25 protein-coding genes are annotated in these 19,229 nt (G+C 33.6%); 20 read left to right on the top strand and 5 right to left on the bottom strand.

Going from position 1 to position 19,229, the window contains the following annotated elements:
- Positions 1-2 precede the first annotated feature (2 nt).
- The 10 genes from ACH0QE_RS25230 to ACH0QE_RS25185 all read left to right on the top strand — a co-directional run bounded on the left by ACH0QE_RS25230 (position 3) and on the right by ACH0QE_RS25185 (position 4,879).
- On the top strand, positions 3-299 hold the full coding sequence (locus ACH0QE_RS25230) for a hypothetical protein (RefSeq protein ID WP_415779253.1): 297 nt from the start codon (positions 3-5) through the stop codon (positions 297-299).
- Between the two features lie 295 nt (positions 300-594).
- Positions 595-1,023, top strand: coding sequence for a CRISPR-associated protein Cas4 (locus ACH0QE_RS25225; protein ID WP_415778747.1), 429 nt, complete (start codon positions 595-597; stop codon positions 1,021-1,023).
- On the top strand, positions 974-1,723 hold the full coding sequence (locus ACH0QE_RS25220) for an EAL domain-containing protein (RefSeq protein WP_415778750.1): 750 nt from the start codon (positions 974-976) through the stop codon (positions 1,721-1,723). Before ACH0QE_RS25225 ends, ACH0QE_RS25220 begins: the two co-directional genes overlap by 50 nt.
- 46 nt (positions 1,724-1,769) lie before the next feature.
- Positions 1,770-1,991: an RNA chaperone Hfq gene (gene hfq, locus ACH0QE_RS25215; protein WP_415778746.1), complete on the top strand. Its 222-nt coding sequence runs from the start codon at positions 1,770-1,772 to the stop codon at positions 1,989-1,991.
- 424 nt (positions 1,992-2,415) lie between these two features.
- Complete coding sequence (locus ACH0QE_RS25210) at positions 2,416-2,682, top strand: hypothetical protein (protein ID WP_415778745.1); 267 nt, start codon at positions 2,416-2,418, stop codon at positions 2,680-2,682.
- A 220-nt stretch (positions 2,683-2,902) separates the two neighbouring features.
- Positions 2,903-3,352, top strand: a complete 450-nt coding sequence (locus tag ACH0QE_RS25205; RefSeq protein WP_415778744.1) for a JAB domain-containing protein — start codon at positions 2,903-2,905, stop codon at positions 3,350-3,352.
- 108 nt (positions 3,353-3,460) lie between these two features.
- The gene (locus tag ACH0QE_RS25200; RefSeq protein ID WP_415778743.1) at positions 3,461-3,685 is read left to right on the top strand and encodes a hypothetical protein; all 225 of its coding nucleotides are present in this window, start codon (positions 3,461-3,463) and stop codon (positions 3,683-3,685) included.
- A gap of 257 nt (positions 3,686-3,942) precedes the next feature.
- Entirely contained in the window at positions 3,943-4,128 is a 186-nt protein-coding gene (locus tag ACH0QE_RS25195; protein WP_415778742.1) for a hypothetical protein, read from the top strand.
- A gap of 209 nt (positions 4,129-4,337) precedes the next feature.
- On the top strand, positions 4,338-4,562 hold the full coding sequence (locus tag ACH0QE_RS25190; protein ID WP_415778741.1) for a hypothetical protein: 225 nt from the start codon (positions 4,338-4,340) through the stop codon (positions 4,560-4,562).
- Between the two features lie 68 nt (positions 4,563-4,630).
- The gene (locus tag ACH0QE_RS25185) at positions 4,631-4,879 is read left to right on the top strand and encodes a hypothetical protein (protein ID WP_415778740.1); all 249 of its coding nucleotides are present in this window, start codon (positions 4,631-4,633) and stop codon (positions 4,877-4,879) included.
- Positions 4,880-4,983: 104 nt separating this feature from the next.
- On the opposite strand, the gene ACH0QE_RS25180 is transcribed toward ACH0QE_RS25185, so the two are convergent.
- From ACH0QE_RS25180 to ACH0QE_RS25160, 5 genes are all read right to left on the bottom strand, one after another.
- The gene (locus ACH0QE_RS25180; protein WP_415803131.1) at positions 4,984-7,932 is read right to left on the bottom strand and encodes a Tn3 family transposase; all 2,949 of its coding nucleotides are present in this window, start codon (positions 7,930-7,932) and stop codon (positions 4,984-4,986) included.
- A 36-nt stretch (positions 7,933-7,968) separates the two neighbouring features.
- On the bottom strand, positions 7,969-8,520 hold the full coding sequence (locus ACH0QE_RS25175) for a recombinase family protein (protein WP_415778748.1): 552 nt from the start codon (positions 8,518-8,520) through the stop codon (positions 7,969-7,971).
- Between the two features lie 306 nt (positions 8,521-8,826).
- On the bottom strand, positions 8,827-10,068 hold the full coding sequence (locus ACH0QE_RS25170; protein WP_415778739.1) for an MFS transporter: 1,242 nt from the start codon (positions 10,066-10,068) through the stop codon (positions 8,827-8,829).
- Between the two features lie 47 nt (positions 10,069-10,115).
- The gene (locus tag ACH0QE_RS25165) at positions 10,116-10,844 is read right to left on the bottom strand and encodes an MBL fold metallo-hydrolase (RefSeq protein ID WP_415778738.1); all 729 of its coding nucleotides are present in this window, start codon (positions 10,842-10,844) and stop codon (positions 10,116-10,118) included.
- Between the two features lie 19 nt (positions 10,845-10,863).
- Positions 10,864-11,526, bottom strand: coding sequence for an ArsR/SmtB family transcription factor (locus ACH0QE_RS25160; protein WP_415803130.1), 663 nt, complete (start codon positions 11,524-11,526; stop codon positions 10,864-10,866).
- A 182-nt stretch (positions 11,527-11,708) separates the two neighbouring features.
- On the opposite strand from ACH0QE_RS25160, the gene ACH0QE_RS25155 reads away from it, so the two are divergent.
- From ACH0QE_RS25155 to ACH0QE_RS25110, 10 genes are all read left to right on the top strand, one after another.
- Complete coding sequence (locus tag ACH0QE_RS25155) at positions 11,709-13,007, top strand: MFS transporter (protein ID WP_415778736.1); 1,299 nt, start codon at positions 11,709-11,711, stop codon at positions 13,005-13,007.
- A 199-nt stretch (positions 13,008-13,206) separates the two neighbouring features.
- Entirely contained in the window at positions 13,207-13,401 is a 195-nt protein-coding gene (locus ACH0QE_RS25150; protein ID WP_415803129.1) for a hypothetical protein, read from the top strand.
- Positions 13,402-13,652: 251 nt separating this feature from the next.
- The gene (locus tag ACH0QE_RS25145) at positions 13,653-14,087 is read left to right on the top strand and encodes a hypothetical protein (RefSeq protein WP_415778735.1); all 435 of its coding nucleotides are present in this window, start codon (positions 13,653-13,655) and stop codon (positions 14,085-14,087) included.
- A gap of 228 nt (positions 14,088-14,315) precedes the next feature.
- Positions 14,316-15,164, top strand: coding sequence for an ArdC family protein (locus ACH0QE_RS25140; RefSeq protein WP_415778734.1), 849 nt, complete (start codon positions 14,316-14,318; stop codon positions 15,162-15,164).
- A gap of 35 nt (positions 15,165-15,199) precedes the next feature.
- Positions 15,200-15,985, top strand: coding sequence for a phosphoadenosine phosphosulfate reductase family protein (locus tag ACH0QE_RS25135; RefSeq protein ID WP_415778733.1), 786 nt, complete (start codon positions 15,200-15,202; stop codon positions 15,983-15,985).
- 58 nt (positions 15,986-16,043) lie between these two features.
- A complete protein-coding gene (yneA, locus tag ACH0QE_RS25130) occupies positions 16,044-16,343 on the top strand; it encodes a cell division suppressor protein YneA (RefSeq protein ID WP_415778732.1) in 300 nt (99 codons plus the stop codon).
- Between the two features lie 310 nt (positions 16,344-16,653).
- Positions 16,654-17,049 carry a hypothetical protein gene (locus ACH0QE_RS25125; RefSeq protein ID WP_415778938.1) on the top strand — a complete coding sequence of 132 codons (396 nt, stop codon included), beginning with the start codon at positions 16,654-16,656 and terminating at the stop codon, positions 17,047-17,049.
- A gap of 15 nt (positions 17,050-17,064) precedes the next feature.
- Positions 17,065-17,796, top strand: a complete 732-nt coding sequence (locus ACH0QE_RS25120) for a hypothetical protein (RefSeq protein ID WP_415778939.1) — start codon at positions 17,065-17,067, stop codon at positions 17,794-17,796.
- 158 nt (positions 17,797-17,954) lie between these two features.
- Positions 17,955-18,473, top strand: a complete 519-nt coding sequence (locus ACH0QE_RS25115) for a macro domain-containing protein (RefSeq protein ID WP_415778940.1) — start codon at positions 17,955-17,957, stop codon at positions 18,471-18,473.
- A gap of 131 nt (positions 18,474-18,604) precedes the next feature.
- Complete coding sequence (locus ACH0QE_RS25110; RefSeq protein ID WP_415778941.1) at positions 18,605-19,222, top strand: hypothetical protein; 618 nt, start codon at positions 18,605-18,607, stop codon at positions 19,220-19,222.
- Positions 19,223-19,229: the final 7 nt, after the last annotated feature.

Below are 19,229 nucleotides of genomic sequence, written 5' to 3'. Positions count from 1 at the left end.
ACTTGGATAAAGTGATTACAAAAAGGTTATTGATAACCATGATTGATAGCCTTATTTCTTCTTTGGAAAAAGAGAATCCAGAGTATTATTTTGCAAGTGGAATAGCAGAGAATCCAATTATTAAAATCATGTGTAGAGAGTTAAATTATAACGGCTATTTTTTTGCAAAACGATTAGATGAGGACGTTGTAACTTTTGATATTGAAAGGCTGGAAGAGGTCAGAGATTTATTAATGGATGAATTAAATATTAGAACCAAGAAAGGTATTTATGATGAAAAAATCAAGAATATCAGCTAGTGAAATAAATGAGTTTAACTATTGCCCTTATAGCTGGTTATATAGTCATAAGTTTGGTAAGAAGCATATTTCAAAGCAAAGTAGAAATTTTATGATGCAAGGTACAAAATATCATGTTAAGCACCAAGAGAAAGTAAAGAAACAACAGCCGGTTACATGGACTATTATAATCCTAGTTATTTTAGCTATAGTTTCTCTATTTTTCTTTCTAATAAATTAACAGAGGGGGGAGGAATCCGCTATTAAGATAGTCCTTTTTTTATTCCTAATTGGTTTGTGCTTTTTTGTATATCATTTGATTCTTAGAAACATTCGAGGAAAGTTAATTTACACAGATGAACCAGGAACAGAATTATTAGTTTCAGAAGTTTATCAAATTGATGGAAAACCGGATTATATTTTTAAACAGCCTTTTGGTCATTTAATGCCCCTGGAATTGAAAAGAAAAAAATTAATTGGTTCAGATCCTTATCTGGGTGATGTTATGCAGATGGCAGCGTACTTTTTATTAATTGAAGAAAATTATAAAAAGAAGCCTAGATATGGAATCATCGAATATAAAAATAAAAAATGCTTAATTCGTAACAGTTTTCTTCTTAGAAAAAGGCTCATACGTCAAATAAACGAAATGAAACAGGTTAAGGAACAAGAATATGTGAAAGGATTTAGGAAAAATAAAAATAAATGTACAAATTGCAGTCATAGGCCGATTTGTAAGGTATGATAAGGGGTGTTGTGATATAAATGGAGTAAGGACGTTTTTTCAGCCTATTGTAGAGCTTGCTAATGGCCGTATTAGAGGTTTTGAGGCATTGTTAAGAGGAAACATACCTACTGATGAAATCATCTTAAGAGCGCAAAAAACGAATGATATAGTTAATCTGGATCGATGGTCAATAGCTAATGCGATTAACAGTATCCCAAAACTAGATCCTGATCAAAAATTATATATTAATTGCCATCCAAAAACTTTAAGATTAACGAATGATTTGATAAATTATGATACGATTCAAAAATCATCCATTTTACCGGAACAAATTGTTATAGAAATTACAGAACATGAATTTTTGGAGTTAAGAACATTTTGGTACCATAAGAAAAAACTAAATGAAATCGGCATTAAAATTGCTATTGATGATTTTGGAAAAAATATTAGTGATCTTCAGTATTTAATTAATCTAAAGCCGGATATTGTTAAACTGGACAAGCTTTTTGCACAAGAGATTTTTGACCCGCTCCCCCAGAAATACATTAAAGAAATCGTACAGCTGCATAACAAGTTAAATTTTGAAATTGTAGCTGAAGGTATAGAAAATCATAATCAAAAATCTATGTATGAAATGTTAGGTATTGAATACGGCCAAGGTTGGCTTTTTGGCAAGGCGCAGCCGGAAATAGATAAACAGAAATATATAAATATATAGGGTATCATAGGTCAAGGACTGATCAGTTTGTAAAGGAGTAGAAAAGATGAGTAAAAATTTTGAAATTCAAGAAAAAATCCTAAATGAAGTAAAAGAGCAAAAAATACCGATTACTTTATTTCTTATGAATGGCTTTCAAATACAAGGTAGGGTTGAAGGGTACGATAACTTTTCAATACTTATTAATAGCAATGGTAAACAGCAACTAATCTATAAACATGCGATTTCAACAATTGTACCTGGTGAAAAAGTAAAAAAGAAGATATAAAACCAGATGGCCCCTTCCGGACTGACTTCCGGAGGGGCTTTTTCGGTCTGTAAGGGGTAGGGTTTGAATTTGGAAACTAGGGTGTAGCTTAAGTTAGAGGGGGAGACAAGTTTTAATGTTTGTCCCGCTCCTTTCTCTTAAAATTTGTTTTATACCTTGGGAACCAGAAAGATAAAAGAAGATTAAAACCAGATAGCCCCTTTCGGACTGACTTCCGAAGGGGCTTTTTAGTCTGTAAGGTAAAAGGGGGAAATGTTGATTTAATAGGCTTTTTAAATGAAATTAAGGTATATTAATCTTGTTTTTATAATGTATAAATGTTATAATACTAAGTAAGGAGGTAAGGAAATAAATAAAGGGCAAATATAAAAAAACGCTCAAAATTAAACAATCAAAACTAAAGAAGAAAGTTGGTATCGAGATAATGGAAAAGAGGATTCTAGCAGACTTACAAAACCCAGAGGAAGAATTTTGGTATGTAACATTAGAGGAAGGAAAGGATTTTCTTTCTAGGCTATGGGTAGATAGTGAAGATGATTTTGAAACTGAAGAAGAGCATGAGGACTTTATGGAAAAGATTGATAAAATAGATAACTGGAAAGAATTAGATGATAGGTTACAAGGTTGTGATTATGGTATTTTTGACAATGAGGAAGAACTAAAAAATTGGACTTTTGAAGAGGTAGCATAAATATAGTTTTAGAGGATGGATAAAAATATTTTATCCATCCCTTTATTTTAAAAAATAATTGAAATTCCTACATGAAATCATAAAAAACTATTGTTTTTATAATGTATAAATGTTATAATTGTATCATAAGGAGGTGAGGGAAAGCAATAAAAATAAAGGGCAAATATAAAAACCGCCCAACATAAACAATCAAAATTAAAGAAAAAAGGATGAAAAAACAATGGAAAAAATAAGAGAAATCGTAAGAATCAAACAAGAGGTAAAAAGAGGGGTTTCAAAATTTGATACGACTAAAATCAACAGTCCGCAGGATGCAGTGAAATTAGTCACACAAGTTATAGGGGATGAAGATAGAGAGGTTTTACTAGTCTTGGTGTTAAATACAAAAAATCAAGTAAATGCCATTCATAGATGTCATATAGGAAGTATAAACGCTAGTATAGTACATCCTAGAGAGGTCATGAAGGCAGCGATACTTAATAACGGAGCATCAATTATAATCGCTCATAACCACCCTTCTTACGACACATTGGAAAGTGAACAAGACAAGGAAGTTTCGAGAAGGATAAAGGAAGCCGGAAAGATACTAGGAATTGAACTACTAGATTCCTTGATAGTCAGTAATGATGAAGGGAATTACACTTCCTTAAAGGAAAAAGGATACATCTAAAAAAGCAAGGAGGAAGGAATCCCCTCCCTTCCTCCTTTATAAAAATTATCTCTTATAAAATTCCATTAGTTTTAATGAATCCTTTAAAAACGAAAAGGAGTAAGTACAATGAAAAATATTAACTTAGTTTTATCTGTAAAAAAAGATGATTTAACTTATGAGGTTGTGGAAGTACCTTTCCCGAATCAAACAGAATATCAAATTTTTACTATTTGGAACGAAACGCCCCACAAACAAACATACAATGGTTATTTTCTTGATAAAGACGAGGCTTTGAAAGAAGTATTCAGACAAACCGGAATTGCTAGAAATACAGATATGATCGGAGCCTAATCTACACTCAAAATTAAGGAAAGGTTTAAGAAAAATGAATGACACGATAAATATATTAGCTTCATTCCTAAATATAAGTGAGAATGATTTAACTTTGTGGAGTGATAATAGCATTACATTAAAGCACAATGATAGATTTGAATACATTGTAACCAGAAAAGAAAAAGATTGTTATATGGAGTTCTTAGGAAGTCACAAGGGATTTAACATTTATAAAAACTAAACATACTAAAATTACCTAAAGGAGATATTTTAAAATGAATTTAATAGATATTATTCAAGATGAAATGTTATCAGATGATGAATGCACAGAAAAAAGGACAGCTAATTTAATACAGCAATATGAAAATGCTACTCAATCAGAAAAAACAGTTATTAATGAATTGTTTATTACTCTAACAGGATGGTCATATGAATCATTAGTTGAAAAGTGCAAAGGATAAAAAATTAGAGCAGCTGTTTTGGCTGCTCTTTTGTTATAAGTTTTTACGAAAAAGAAATAAAAACACATGATTTTAATTGATTTAATGATGTATAAATGTTATAATTGTATTATAAGGAGGTGAGGGAAAGCAATAAAAAAATAAAGGGCAAATATAAAAACCGCCCAACATAAACAATCAAAATTAAAGAAAAAAGGATGGGTTTATAAATGAAGCATACTGTTTTTATTGGTTATGATATACCTGAAGCGTTAGATGTTAAGTATGACAAGGTTTTCCCGTTACTTGATAAAGAATTTAAGCAGATAGAATTAGAGGGTGATTTAGTTCATGTTATAGAAGGTGAATCCAGTATAAATTTTATTGAGGATATATTAAATGCTTTTAATACTTTTTACGATATTGGATTAACTTTAGATATTAGACCACTTTAAGCACCAGTTAAGGTTAGGGCTTTATGCTCTAACCGGTTTTACAAAAGTTCCAGGAGGAGGGAATGAAAATGGCTGTTAAATCTTTTTTTAGAAGAATGATTGAAGAAAAAGAATTGTTAGATGAAGTTATCCCTATTGAACACAATGGTTTTCAGCATATCGTAGAGGTTGGTTACTTACTAGAATTAATCGAAAATGCAAGTGAAAAAGAAAGGGAACAAATTAAAAATGCCTTCAGCTTAATTGATTATAGAAATGGTGATTTGATGCACTATTTAAAGTTTTTGGCCGGAGCGTACATATCTACTAACTTTTAAATATGGGGTACAGCCAACATTTCGGAAATTTTGTACGTTAAGCAAAATTCGACATAGCATAAGCCAAATACCTATACGCTAAGGGATTTGGCTTATGTTATGGATTAGTTTTTATTTAAGGCTCTTAATGAATTAGCTGGTAATCTATTTGAATTAAATTTATATTCTCCAAGGAAATTAATATGTTCCCATCCTAAAGGTGAAATGTGTGGAAGTAATTCTTCTTTTAGGACAATATTTTTCCTAAATTCCTTTGTTACTTCACTTAAATACACAGTATTCCATACGCTTATTGCATTGATTAATATATTTAATGCGCTAGCTCTTTGAAGTTGATCTTGTATGCCGCGTTCTCTGAATTCACCACGTTTACCAAAAAATAAAGCTCTAGCCAATCTATTCATGGCTTCTCCTTTATTTAGTCCACGATGTATCCTTCTTCTTAATGTTTCATTTGTTATATAGTCAAGAATAAAAATAGTCTTTTCAATTCTTCCAACCTCTCGAAGGGCTGTAGCTATTTTATTTTGTCTTGCATAAGAACCTAATTTCCCCATAATTAATGAACCAGAAACTTTTCCTTCTCGAATTGAATGTGCCAGCCTTAATATATCATCAAAATTCTCTTTAATAACGTTTGTGTTAATCTTACCTCGAAGTATGCCTTTTATGTTTGGAAAATCATTAGGAGAAGAAATGGTATATAATTTAGCGTCACTTATATCTCTTAGCCTTGGCGCAAAACGAAATCCTAACAAATGACTCAATCCGAAAACTTGATCCGTGTATCCGGCTGTATCAGTGTAATGCTCTTCAATTATAAGGTCAGATTCATGATGTAATAATCCATCTATCACATGTACGGCATCCCTTGCATTTGTATTAATAACTTTTGCATAAAAGGAAGAAAACTGATCACTTGTAAAACGATAAATTGTTGTACCTTTTCCAGTTCCATAATGAGGATTTGAATCTGCATGTAATGATGATACTCCGACAGGGACACGCATACCATCTGAAGATGATGCTTTCCCATCTCCCCAATATGATGCTAATGATAGACGGTGCTGATAATTTACCAGTGTAGCTTGAGCACGAGTCATAGCGTCTTCATGTAATCTCCATTGCATAACATTGGCCATTTGGCGATATGAAATATCAGGAGTTGCTTCGGCCATTTTAGTTAATCCAATATTTGTCCCCATCGCCATTAACGAAGCCATCGCAATAGACTTTTCTTCACCTTTAGGTGGTTGATTTGAGGAAGCGTGAACAAATGATTCATCAAATCCAGTCCATTCAGCTACCTCCATTAATAAATCAGTGAGTTTAACTCTTGGAAGCATATTATAAAGCGATAAGCTGAAATTTCTAGCTTCTTCAGGAGTATCAGCTTGAAGTCTCTCAACATGTATCTTTTGTTTTTCAATGTTGATACTTTCAACTTTATCAATATTTTTGGAAATCCATTGAAGTTTAGTATTTAAAGTCTCACATCTTTCCTGTATATACTGTTCAAAACTTACATTAACAGCTATATTAGTCCCTTTAATCTTTGCTTTTCCCCAATCATCTTTTGACACTAAATATTCTTCAAAATCCTTATGTAATCGACTACCTTCAACCCAAACATCACCAGAACGGATATAGTTTTTGAGTTCTGTTAAGGCAGCCATTTCATAATATTGACGGTTAATGTTACCTTCATCATCAAAAACATGTTTTTGCCAACGTTTAGGAACAAAACTTAAAGGTGAGCCATCAGGGATTTTCCTTTTTCCAGAATCATTTAATTCTCGTATGGTATCTAGTGCTTTCATTAAAGGTTCTGCTGATTTAGTAGATTTGAACTCTAAAGAATCCAACAGGCTTGGAGTATATTTTCTTAAATAGTTATATCGAGTTTTTATTAAATCGAGATAATCATAATCCATTGGTCTTGATAATAATTTAGCTTCTTCAATCGATTCTACAATTTTCTCCCAAGGCATTACTTGCTCTAGTGCCACATAGGGATCGATTCCTTCCTCTTTGGCATTAATTAAAGCCGTTCCTATATCTGCGTAATGCACAACTTTTTCATTTACTGACTTTCCATTTTGTTTTTGCATCTCCTCTTGAGTTTTTCTGCCTTTTGCTTGTAACACCATCATTTGTCTATCATGAATTTCAATGGCATGGTCAGTTAAGTCTTGGGAAAGAGTGATTAAGTGAGCAACTAATAGTGCATATCTTTTATCTTCTTTAAATCTTCTAAAAGAATGGGGTTCATACCTAGCCCCAATTCGTGCCAATTGTAAAAGTCTATTGGGGTGTATTAATGCCGTATCGGCTGCAATATTTAGTTCTTTAATGTACTTTAATCTTTTTATGACCTTTAAAAAAGAATCTGGTGACGACTGTCCTGGAATTTCCCGAAGCCAAGCTAATTGGGTTTTATTATTATTTACCGTTAGATCGATCAACTTTTCTAGTTCACACTTATGTCTTTCAGAAAGATTATTTGTTAGTATGGCATATATTTTTTTCTCTGCACGCGTTCTTGTTAGCCAAACCATCCTCTCGATTGTTGGTATTGCAGGAAGGATTATTTTTTCCTTTCTTAATAAATCGATTGCAGTACGTACTAGATACATTGAATTTCCATTTTCCAATGCGGACTTTAAAAGAACATTAGAAATCGTCCGATAATCACTGTTATTAAAGTTTCTATATCCATATACTTGACGTATTTCTTCTAAATGCTCACGCCTTGTTGTATCACGTTGAGCATATGAAGAGTAAACCTCAGGATCTACATTAATTTGATTAGCTACATATTTAATAAGGTTATCGGGTATTTCTAATATATTAATTATCGTGCAGCCGGGGTTTCTAAGAATGCATAATTGAAGTGCGAACCCCAATCGATTATGATCTCTTCTATGACGATTTATAACATCAATATCATAGTCCGATAGACTGTAATAAGAAGTAAATTCATATTCCGATAAATTATTAAGGTTTAAAATTTCCTTTCGCTGTTCTGGTGTCAGCAGTTCTTTCACACTCAAGTTAAATCAATCCTTATAAATATTTTTTGTATGAGTCTAATTTACTTTGTCTAAATATCTATACAGTGAAGTTTTGCTGATTCCCGTTGCTTCTGTAATTTCGTTGATTGTATAATCCTTACTTTTATACATTTTTATCGCCATTTCAACTTTGTCCCTTTTCTTCGATGGTCTGCCACCTTTCCTTCCTCTGGATCTTGCTGCTTGAAGCCCTGATTTTGTCCTCTCGCTAATAATATCTCGTTCTAACTCTGCAATATTTGCCATTGTACGAAAGAAAAACTTCCCCATTGCAGTTGAAGTATCAATACTGTCATTAATAGAGACAAAATCTACGTCCATATCATTGAATAATTCACTAAGTTCAATTAGATGTTTTGTAGAACGTGAAATACGATCAAGTTTATATACAACAATTTTGTCGCCACTGCGTAAGACTTTAAGAAGCTCTTCTAATTGGGGTCTATCTTTTCTAGTTCCAGTTAATTTTTCTTTATAAATCTTTTCTACTCCAAACTGAGTAAGTGTATCAATTTGCATATCCAAGTTTTGTTCTTCCGTACTCACACGCGCATAACCAAATATCATCATTCATCACCTGCTAAAAGTTGTTTATAACCCTATATTAGCACCAAAAACGATGTTAGTTATCATAAATGTTACTTTGTTTTTGGGAATGGGTTTTGGTTCTATTAATCAGCAAAAATAGGTTGTTTTCTGATAAAGTGATTAGTAGTACCGTAAACGACCGTTTATGGGGCCTTTTAGTCATAATACACTTGGAGATTGGTGGTGATTTAAAGAAGAGCTATAACGGAATGACTTAAAACATTAATAAAATAATAAAGACATAAAAAGAAGCTCGGTAATACCGAGCCCGTTTTGCTATTATAGTTAAGATTTTTCATCAAGGTTATGAAGAGTAGGCAATGTTTCACTCAATCGTATTGCTGCTATTAGACCTGCACTTAATGGTAAGAGAGCTACTAAACCGATTGCCCAATTAACGTTTAGTATATCAGTTAAGAGACCTGCAAATAATGCTCCGAAGGCATATCCACTATCTCGCCAGAAGCGATAAACACCCATTGAGGAGGCTCTCCATTCTGGTTGAGCCACGTCACTGATAGCTGCTTGTAAAGTGGGATAAACCATAGCAGTTCCTAAACCTAGAAGAATAGCTGCCACTAACCACATGCTATATTGACCTACAGATAAAATCATCCATAGTGAAAGGGCCTGAAGCCACATCCCACCAACAATTAACCACTTTCGTCCGATTTTATCGCTTAATGCTCCAGTGAATAGTTGGAAAAATCCCCATGAAGCTGGATAGATGGCAACCAGCACTCCAATTTCTGATACAGTTAAGCCAGCTCCAGTAAAGAACAAGGGAAATAACCCCCAAGCCATTCCATCTTTAAGGTTTGTGCTTAATCCTGCGAAAGTGATGCTTGATAAACTTTTATTTTTAAACGTTGTGTTTTTGAATACTTCTTTTGCCGATAAAGTTGTGCCTTTATTAGATGAGTTTGATTGTAGTTTAATATGTGCTTCTGTATCTTTTACAAGCAATGATAAGATAAAGCCTATTACCACAATTACAATCCCTATATAGAATGGTTCTGGACGATTTGAATAAGTGGAGGCAACAAAACCAGAAACAGCCGCCATAACTGCTACTCCTGTGTATCCTGCAAACTCATTTAATCCTACCGCAAACCCTCTTTGTGTAGGCTTAGAAACATCAATTTTCATATTTACGGTCATAGACCAAGCTAACCCTTGGTTTATACCTAAGAAAATATTTGCCACTACAATCATCCACCATGAAGTTGCGAAAATAACCAGTAATGGAACGAGTAAACCAATACCCCAACCAATAAGAAGGACTTTTTTTCTTCCTAATCGGTCAGCAATGGACCCTGCGAAATAATTAACAATCGCTTTTGAAAAACCAAAACTAATAATAAAAGATAATGCTGCACTTGCAGATGCTAATCCAAAGTCTTCTTCACCAATAATTGGGAGGATAGTTCTTTCCAAACCAACCATCGAACCGACGAAGAAATTTGTAACAACTAAAAGGATAAAGTTTAGTAAATTTTCTTTAATTCCAATTTGTACTTTATTCAATTCTGTTCACCTCCAAAAAGGAGAACCAAAAGAGGTTCTCCACTTTATTATTTTCCTTGATTTGTTTTTCTCATTTCTTTAAATCCTTCTGGTTGTGGTGGTACGTCCGTCGTCATGAATTCAACAAATTCCTTCTCGTTATCGAATTTCATTGCTTGATTGTTACGTTTTTCAAATCCAATGGTTGAAGAAGGTTTACCACTTAGTCCACGTCCGCAAACAGAACCCGAAAAAGCCCCCGGATACAATTCAATATGGTCATCTAATTGAATAATCTTTTGTAGACTTTGATATAAGTTCTTTGCACCTTCTTCTATAGAAGAAGCTAACTCAGTCCTACCGGCATCTCCAACCATTAACGTGTGTCCTGTTAAGACAAACCAAGGATCATCTATTCTGCTCTTATCAGAAACAACGATTGAAATATGCTCAGGGGTATGGCCAGGTGTATGCATAAATGTTAATTTTGTATTCCCTGCAAATAATTCGTCTCCATCTTCCACCGGAGTAAAGTCATAACTTGTATCTGCGGAAGAGTGAAGGACATATTTTGCTCCTGTTTTTTCAGCTAACTTTCTTGCACCTGATACATGGTCTGCGTGTAAATGCGTATCGATAACATAGACTATATTCATTCCTAATTTTTGAGCTTCTTCTACATAAAAATCAACTTGATCTTCAAGTGGATCAACGACTACCCCTGATGATAGGCTTCCACAACCAAATAAATATGATGCTGCTACTGGATTTGTATGCAAATATTGACGAAATAACATGTAAAATTCCTCCTTAACTTTAATGAATGTATTCAGATTGTTTCCACTCATTAACCCCTTCTTCAATTCGATAAGCATCATATCCAAGGGAGTTTAGAATTTCAACGGCTTGCGTAGCAAATATACAATATGGACCACGACAATAAGCAATTATCTTTTTATCTTTTGGAAGGGAAGAAATATGTTCTTCTATATTCTGAATAGGAATTGACATGGCACCTTCAATATGTTGATTTTCATATTCCTCTTCAGCCCTAACATCTATTAAGACGGCTTTTCCATCCTGTATCTCCTGTAATATATCTTTAAGTTCTACTATTTTAATTTTTTCATTTTTTCCAATATAGTCTTTCCTCCAATGTGTAATATCGGTAAAACGCATTTCGGCTACATTCCTAATTGAATGAATGACTTCAACCACATTGTCGTCTGCTAAAGAGTAATACACAAAATTCTTATCCTTACTAAATTTAACAAGCTTGGCTTCTAACAACGATTGAAGATGTTTTGATGTATTGGCTACAGACATCTTTGTTTCTTTGGATAGTTTCTCTACAGTTTTCGGGCCTTGTGATAAATAATCTAAAAGCTCAAATCGTTTAGGACTAGAAAGAGCTTTACTAATTCGAGCAAATTGCCCATATATAAGGTCTTTAAATTCTCTAGGATCCAAATTTATCACCTCTATTCTGTTCAACTAATTAGTTGAATAGTTGTATTGTATATTGTAGAATAAAAATTGTAAAGTGAATTGATTAAGACAAAAGGTGTTGATTGGCTTAGACACATCTTATTGCAATATTATTAGTTATTGATTATCGAATAAACTTGGAATAATTTCCATGGAAAGATGGGGTGATTGATGTGAATACAGCAGATGATTCAACCCGGAGTTACTTAGACTCCCCTGATAAACTACAAAAGTTATATAGACGCGTATTAATTGTAGTGAGTTTATCACAAATTTTTGGCGGAGCAGGTTTAGCAGCAGGAATTACTGTAGGTGCCCTTTTGGCTCAGGAAATGCTTGGGACAAATGCGTTCGCCGGAGTACCAGCTGCTTTATTTACTTTAGGTTCTGCAGGGGCAGCATTAATAGTAGGAAGGCTTTCTCAACGGTATGGACGTAGAACAGGACTTACAGCAGGATTTATAACTGGTGGGATTGGTGCGATTGGTGTTGTAATTGCAGCACTGATAAATAGTGTTTTTCTTTTATTTGCCTCTCTTCTGATTTATGGTGCAGGTACAGCGACTAATTTACAAGCCCGTTACGCAGGAACCGATTTAGCAAATAAAAAACAGCGAGCAACTGCTATTAGTATTACCATGGTTATGACAACATTCGGTGCAGTTGCAGGCCCCAACTTAGTAGATGCAATGGGGAAGTTTGCCCTTTCTATTGGAGTTCCGGCACTTGCTGGTCCGTTTATTTTGTCAGCGGTAGCCTTTATCTTAGCAGGTCTTGTACTTTATATTATGCTTCGTCCAGACCCACTCGATATTGCAAAAAGGATAGAAGTTTATAAGCAAGAACATCAGTATGAAGATGATTCAGAACCCGTTGATATAAAAAATAAAAGGGGCGTTATTGTTGGTGCCAGTGTTATGGTGCTTACCCAAATTGTGATGGTTGCCATTATGACAATGACACCAGTCCATATGAAACATCATGGTCATGACTTAAGTGAAGTCGGTCTTGTTATTGGTTTTCATATTGGTGCAATGTACCTTCCATCACTCTTCACGGGGATCCTTGTTGATAAAATCGGTCGAACAGCTATGAGTTTTGCTTCTGGGGTTACATTACTACTGGCTGGTTTATTAGCAGCTCTTGCACCAAGCGATTCTATGATTCTCTTAGTTATTGCTCTATCTTTACTTGGATTGGGATGGAACTTTGGCCTAATTAGTGGGACAGCACAAATTGTTGATGCAACAGAATCTTCGACACGTGCAAAGACTCAAGGTGCAGTGGATGTTTTTATTGCATTAGCAGGGGTTTCTGGAGGAGCAATTTCTGGAATGGTGGTAGCTAATTCAAGTTATACAACATTATCATTAGCAGGAGGGATTTTATCCTTATTACTTATTCCAGTTGTTATATGGTCTCGTGGAGGTAACAAAAAACCGAGTAATAAAGAAAGCAAAGCTCAAATTTAATTTTAGCCTGAAATTTCATAATTAATTTTGAGGCTGAATTAAAAATAAAAAATTAAGTGGAAATGATCATGACGAAAAATTATAAAGGGTTTACGTCGAATTTAATCCATGTAGGGTAAGCCTTAATCAACCAACGCATATAAACACGAAGCGCCTCCTGGTACGATGAACGTATCAAATTAAGGAGGTGCTTTTTCACATGTCGAAACAAAGACTGACAATTGTCCCCGTTACAATACATTCCGAAAATAAAGGCACATTTAATGCCTCTTCCTCAACAACCACTTCCAATAGCGCTTGCACTATCAAAACGGCAAACGTGGAAATCTCTTTCTTCAACAGCGTGGATGAGCAAAACATCCAAACGGTCATGAAGGAGTTGAAAAATCTATGAAACACGACTAAGTGTAAAAACTACAAGTTTTTATTCTATTAAAAAGTTTAATCCTTTACAAAAAAGATTCTGAAAGAATGTTCTTAAACAGGTGCTTTAATTTAACAATCCAACCTAAAAAAGTCGGTTCCTTAGCGTACAGGAATTCGACTTTTTTAGGTTAAGATTCCCTTAACGTACAAAATTTCCGGAATGTTGGCGGTACCCCAATATGGGAGATTTTAAATCTCTCCCCCAACGGAGGAATAAGGATGAAAGAAAAAGTGTTAACTCTTCAAAATAAATTGAATGAATTAGTCGATAAAGCGAATAACAATGAAATTCCATATGAAAACATTTTTAACCATATTAGAATTCGTGATTTTTTACCTGAAACAGAAATGATTGCTACTATATGGAACATCGAGGATCTTAGAGAAAAGTTCCCTGAAGATACACCGGATCATGTTTTAATTTCTGCATTACGTCAAATTTCCGGAATGTTACAAGATGTAGCTGTTACGGCTGGACATGAAGTAATAGCCGATAACGTAGAGCCTTCCTCATTCCTGGATGATGATTTTATTCCTGAAGATGAAAATGCGACTTGTGGGAATTGTGGAAAGACTTTTCATGAAAATGAAATTAATATGATTGATTATGACATTGATGTTTGTGGAAAATGTGAAAAGGAATTGTATCTTTAAAAGTAGGTAGGCAGCCATAAAAAGGCTGCTCTTTTTGTACTTTCCTAGATGCTAAATAAAGTTTTAACTAAAAAACAAACAAATATACTAATTTTCTATTGTATTTATAATGTATTAACGTTATAATTACATTATAAGGAGGTGAGGGAAACACAATAAAAAATAAAGGGCAAATATAAAACCGCCCAACAATAAACAGTCAAAATTAAAGAAAAAAGGATGAAGAAAATGTCAGGAAAAGTTTACGAGATCGTTACCAAAAAGATTATAGAGCAATTAGAAAATGGCGTAGTACCTTGGAGGCAACCTTGGACAAACTTTGGACGTTCGGTAAATTGGGTCACTCAAAAAGCATATCGAGGAATTAATGTTTGGTTGCTTCCTCCTGGGGAGTATGCTTCAAAAAAACAAATTCTAAAAGCCGGAGGAAGAATCAAGTATGAAGAAATGAAAAAATCAAAAATTGTGGTCTACTGGCTTTGGAAGGAGATCGAGGACAAAGAAACGGAGGAAAAGAAAAAAATCGCAACACCTTTCTACTATCAAGTTTGGGAAATCAATACACAGGTTGAAGGGTTACAGAGTAAAAGAAAAAATGAAACTTTTGAACATAGTCCAATAGAAGAAGCTGAAAAGATTTTCAAGGGATTTATAAACAGCCCAACCTATAGCTTCAAGCCTGAAGGAGCCTACTACCAACCAGGCCGGGATCATATCAATGTACCACCATTGAAAGCCTATAAAAATCCTGATGAATATTATTGTACTTTGTTTCATGAAATGGTCCATTCTACTGGTCATAAAGATAGATTGAACCGTACAGGAATAACGGCTCTAGCAAGCTTCGGTAGTGAAGTTTACAGCAAAGAGGAACTAGTTGCTGAACTAGGCGCATCGTTCCTATGTGGAATCAGTCGAATTGATAGCAGCACAATTGAAAATAGCGCCTCATATATTCAATCCTGGTTAAATGCATTAAAAAATGATAAACGATTAGTTGTACAAGCAGCTAGTCAAGCCCAAAAAGCAGCTGATTATATTCTTGGAGTGAAATATGAGGAAGGAGGGGACGCTTAAAGCGTCCACCCCTTTTCGAAGGGGCGAACACAAATATGAAATTAAAAATAACTCCACCAAGAGAAATAAATGAACTTATAAGTAAAGGCGCTATATTTTATATATCTCACTCAGGCGGGAAAGATTCTCAAGCAATGTATATACTACTTAAAGATTTAATTCCTGAAGAACAAATAGTTGTAGTTCATGCTGATCTGGGAGAGGTAGAGTGGTTAGGGGTTCAAGATCATATTTTAAATACTATAAAGCATGATTTAAACGTTGTAAAAGCTGTAAAAAGGAATGGCGAACCGAAAACGTTATTAGGTATGGTAGAGGAACGTCAAAAATGGCCGTCTAGTAGTTGTCGACAATGCACCAGCGACTTGAAACGTGGACCTATTATGAAATTTATTAGGAACGACCTTAAAAAGAAAGGGGCAACTCTAGCTATAAACTGCACAGGAATTCGAGCAGAAGAAAGTGATGCACGAGCCAAAAAAAATCCATTTGCTTTGAATAAGCGAGAAAGTGTGAATAAGCGTGTTCAACGTACTGTATTTGATTGGATGCCGATATTCGACTTATCAAAGAAAGAAGTGTTTCGTTTAATCGAGGAAGCGAAACAGAGACCTTTCTGGGCTTATAAGAAAAACGAACGTTTAAGTTGTGTATTTTGTATTATGGGCAGCATAAATGACTTACGTCATGGGGCTGAACAGCGACCTGAGCTTTATAAAAAATACGTTAATCTAGAAAAGCAGATTGGACACACCATGTTTATGAAGGCTAATGAACCTATTTACTTAGAAGATCATATAGGAATTAAAGTAACAGCATAAATTTTAAAAAAAGAATGGAGGTTTTTCCTCCATTCTATAAAACAAGGAGGAACAAAAAATGAAATTTAAAAATCTAATCAATGACAATTTATACACAATCCTATACAGCATTTTATTATTTTTATTCCTATTAATTTTGATTTTTCAATATAAGCCAGTAAATGAAAGTAATTATGTGAGGGTAACTGTTGAATATGGTGATACTGTTTGGGGATTTGCTAAAGAATATAGGGAAAATCATAACCTGGATTCTTCATCTTTCGTTGAATGGGTAGAAAAAAATAATTATATTGATGCAGCTGATATTAAGCCAGGTCAAGAGCTGTTTATACCTGTAAAACCAAAAAAAACTAATTAATTGTAATGTATATAGTTTATAATAACATTATTAATATGTTAATATCTTAGTGAAAGGAGGTTTTAATAATGGAATATCCAGTAATCGAAGAGCAAGTAATTGTACCGGATTTAGAGCGTGAAGAAATATATAAATAAATTTTATTTATATAATTGGTTATGCTATAATTAGTTAAATCAAAGGACTTTTTTCTTTTGATTGATTGTTTATAAAACTTTTATTCCTGAATGAAATTTCAGGACTTTTTTTCTGGTATATATAATGTACTTATGTTATAATTACACTATAAATATTAATAGGAGTGAAATTTATGAAAGAATTTTTAGATTTTGAACATGACATGAGATTTAACAAGATTTATGATGAAATACCTTTGGAATCAAGAAAGGATCCAAAATGTTTATCTTTTGCTTATTTGATTGCTGGAAATAAAGAATTGGGGAAAGATCTAATACCTTATATTTCACCTAATTGGGAAAGACTTGATTATGGACCAGAGAAAAGTATTCTATCAAAAGAAGATAGTGTTTTATGGGATCTTGCAAAAGAACTTCTAGAAGGCTATACCTCCTTTGATTTTAAGGACATATTTTTTCACTTAAACGAAAGAAATCTTGATTTGGCCTTAAATGCTTTAAAGTATAAGTACAATAAAAGGGTCAATGAAATTTATGAAGCAGGGGATTACAATTCATATTTAAAATAGAAAGGTGTTCTTGAAATGAAGCTTTATTCCTTTAGTTTAGTTCCTGGTGAGGTAGAAGAATTTAAAAAAATAATTCCACCTTTCAAAAGCAAAAAGATATTTAGAAATTTTCTATTAAATGAATATGTATTACCAGAATCCTTAGTAGAGCTACAGAAAGAGACTTCAAATCCTGTAGTGCAACCATACAGAATGACAGATGCAGAAATTAATAAAATTGATTTGCTTATTGGACAAGCAAAAGCAAAGGGACATAACCTTAGTAGATCTGCCGTTATGCGGAACATAATTCAAAATTTAATTGATCGTTATAAGGATAATCCTATCCAAAAAAGTGAACAAGTTAGGCAAACATTTAAACTTCCAAGTGGAACAAAGGCACGAATTGAAAAATTAGTTCAAGATGGAAGTCTTACTTATGAATTATCAAGTTTTATCATGGATGAATATGTACCTTCAAATGATTTTCCTTCTATGAGAAACCAGGAACAAGAAGATCTAAATTTCAAATCAGATAAAGAGGTATTTGATAAATTAGACGAAATTGCTTCAGAATATGGATTTAAAAAAGGGGGTAGAGCCAAAATTTTCAGGGATGCTCTAAGTCAGTTTGAAAGCTCGATGGCTGATAATTCACCAAAGAAAACAATCCTAGAACAGCAGTTGCAAAAGGTTATAGAAAATTATAAGGAAATTGAGAACTCAGAAGTAATCAAAGAATCAATCAATAAATATTTAAACGACTAGTTATTGATTGTTCGTTTAATAACGACTTCCGGATTTGCTGGTTGTTTCGATTGTTCGGATTTAGGAGAAAATTCCTGGTGTGATCTAGTCGCTGCAGCTGTGATTTTTGATCAAAAACACGAACAATATATTATTTTGGATGTTAAAGGGAGAAATCAATGATTGAGGTTAGGATTGCCAGTATTGAAAATTGTAGTGCTGACATTATTGTTAATGCTTCTAATGGAATTGGTTATATGGGTGGTTTTATTGGTCGCTTTATAAAGCTAAAAGGCGTTGCTGAATCTTTACATTATGCTACAAAAGGAGCGATCGAAAGAGAATCTAAAAACCTTTTGAAAAGGGAACCAATAGAAGTTGGAAAGGTTTTTATTACATCAGAAGGGAATTTAAATGCCAAAAAGATTATACATGCAGTCACAATGAAAAAGCCTGGTCAAAAATCATCAATTGAAATAGTGGAGGAATGTTTAAAAAACATAATACAAGCAGTTAATTCCTTAAATGCTCAAACTGTTTGTATTCCAGCGCTTGGCACAGGAACAGGTAAAGTAAATAAAACAAAGGTAGCTGATTTATTTTATAACTATTTAAAGGACGAGAAGGTTAAGTATATAATTATTGATCCTAATGGTGATTTTTCTCGTTTGTTTAATACTGATAAAAGGAGGTTTTAAAATGGATGAAGTGGGTTTCAAAGTTGGTATTATAGCGTTTAGTATACTTCTAGTAAGTAGCATTGTTTCGTTGTTTTTTTATTAATTAATTCCGAGTTCGGCCAGTCGGAATTGTAAAGGGAGTGGTGATTTTGGAATCAAAAGCAGTAGTATCATTTGAAGAGTTTTTAAGTAAGCAGCAAGAACGATTTTCAGCACCAGTAATTATTACAAAAGATGATTGGTCCCAAAAAGAAGAATGGATTTATTCGGAATCATTCTTTGATAGTTACTATAAGTACCCCTACTATACTGCTAAAAAGAGCAAGGCAACAAGGACAAAACGTCTTAAAGAATTATTGTTGATGTACCATGAAGGGAAGCTATCAATTTCTATCGTTCATTTAGGTATAGTCCATATTTATGGTCAGAGTTTTCATATGGATTTATATTCTGAAGAATTCACAGAAAAAGGGATAGGAAAACGAGGTTTTGATATTTATAGGAGGATCCCAGGATTTCGGGTTGTTTCAAATGATGAATTTATAGCTTACCAATGGCAGCAGATGATTTCAGAAAACGGTGCTGGATCAAGAAATCCGAGGTTATCTAATATCCGATTAATGTTTAATCCTGAATTATTCGAGCAATACACGGGAGTATACTATACAGACTCAAATTTAAAATGGGTAGAACCGTTATCCGGAAGATATGATTTAGAGTGTCGTTTATGGGTATCTGATACTGAAATAAAAATTAAGAGGGATTAATTAACCT

Source organism: Mesobacillus sp., from assembly GCF_047739415.1.
In the GTDB taxonomy this organism is placed as follows: Bacteria; Bacillota; Bacilli; order Bacillales; family Cytobacillaceae; genus Mesobacillus.
This window is presented reverse-complemented; position numbering and strand designations above follow the sequence as displayed.

What these genes read in the sequence shown, in the direction of transcription:
- ACH0QE_RS25125 (WP_415778938.1), top strand. Translation starts at nt 16,654, where the DNA reads ATGAAAGAATTTTTAGATTTTGAACATGACATGAGATTTAACAAGATT.
- ACH0QE_RS25115 (WP_415778940.1), top strand. Translation starts at nt 17,955, where the DNA reads ATGATTGAGGTTAGGATTGCCAGTATTGAAAATTGTAGTGCTGACATT.
- ACH0QE_RS25200 (WP_415778743.1), top strand. Translation starts at nt 3,461, where the DNA reads ATGAAAAATATTAACTTAGTTTTATCTGTAAAAAAAGATGATTTAACT.
- ACH0QE_RS25190 (WP_415778741.1), top strand. Translation starts at nt 4,338, where the DNA reads ATGAAGCATACTGTTTTTATTGGTTATGATATACCTGAAGCGTTAGAT.
- hfq (WP_415778746.1), top strand. Translation starts at nt 1,770, where the DNA reads ATGAGTAAAAATTTTGAAATTCAAGAAAAAATCCTAAATGAAGTAAAA.
- ACH0QE_RS25205 (WP_415778744.1), top strand. Translation starts at nt 2,903, where the DNA reads ATGGAAAAAATAAGAGAAATCGTAAGAATCAAACAAGAGGTAAAAAGA.
- ACH0QE_RS25165 (WP_415778738.1), bottom strand. Translation starts at nt 10,844, where the DNA reads ATGTTATTTCGTCAATATTTGCATACAAATCCAGTAGCAGCATCATAT.
- yneA (WP_415778732.1), top strand. Translation starts at nt 16,044, where the DNA reads ATGAAATTTAAAAATCTAATCAATGACAATTTATACACAATCCTATAC.
- ACH0QE_RS25145 (WP_415778735.1), top strand. Translation starts at nt 13,653, where the DNA reads ATGAAAGAAAAAGTGTTAACTCTTCAAAATAAATTGAATGAATTAGTC.
- ACH0QE_RS25140 (WP_415778734.1), top strand. Translation starts at nt 14,316, where the DNA reads ATGTCAGGAAAAGTTTACGAGATCGTTACCAAAAAGATTATAGAGCAA.
- ACH0QE_RS25135 (WP_415778733.1), top strand. Translation starts at nt 15,200, where the DNA reads ATGAAATTAAAAATAACTCCACCAAGAGAAATAAATGAACTTATAAGT.
- ACH0QE_RS25120 (WP_415778939.1), top strand. Translation starts at nt 17,065, where the DNA reads ATGAAGCTTTATTCCTTTAGTTTAGTTCCTGGTGAGGTAGAAGAATTT.
- ACH0QE_RS25175 (WP_415778748.1), bottom strand. Translation starts at nt 8,520, where the DNA reads ATGATATTTGGTTATGCGCGTGTGAGTACGGAAGAACAAAACTTGGAT.
- ACH0QE_RS25195 (WP_415778742.1), top strand. Translation starts at nt 3,943, where the DNA reads ATGAATTTAATAGATATTATTCAAGATGAAATGTTATCAGATGATGAA.
- ACH0QE_RS25210 (WP_415778745.1), top strand. Translation starts at nt 2,416, where the DNA reads ATGGAAAAGAGGATTCTAGCAGACTTACAAAACCCAGAGGAAGAATTT.
- ACH0QE_RS25185 (WP_415778740.1), top strand. Translation starts at nt 4,631, where the DNA reads ATGGCTGTTAAATCTTTTTTTAGAAGAATGATTGAAGAAAAAGAATTG.
- ACH0QE_RS25150 (WP_415803129.1), top strand. Translation starts at nt 13,207, where the DNA reads ATGTCGAAACAAAGACTGACAATTGTCCCCGTTACAATACATTCCGAA.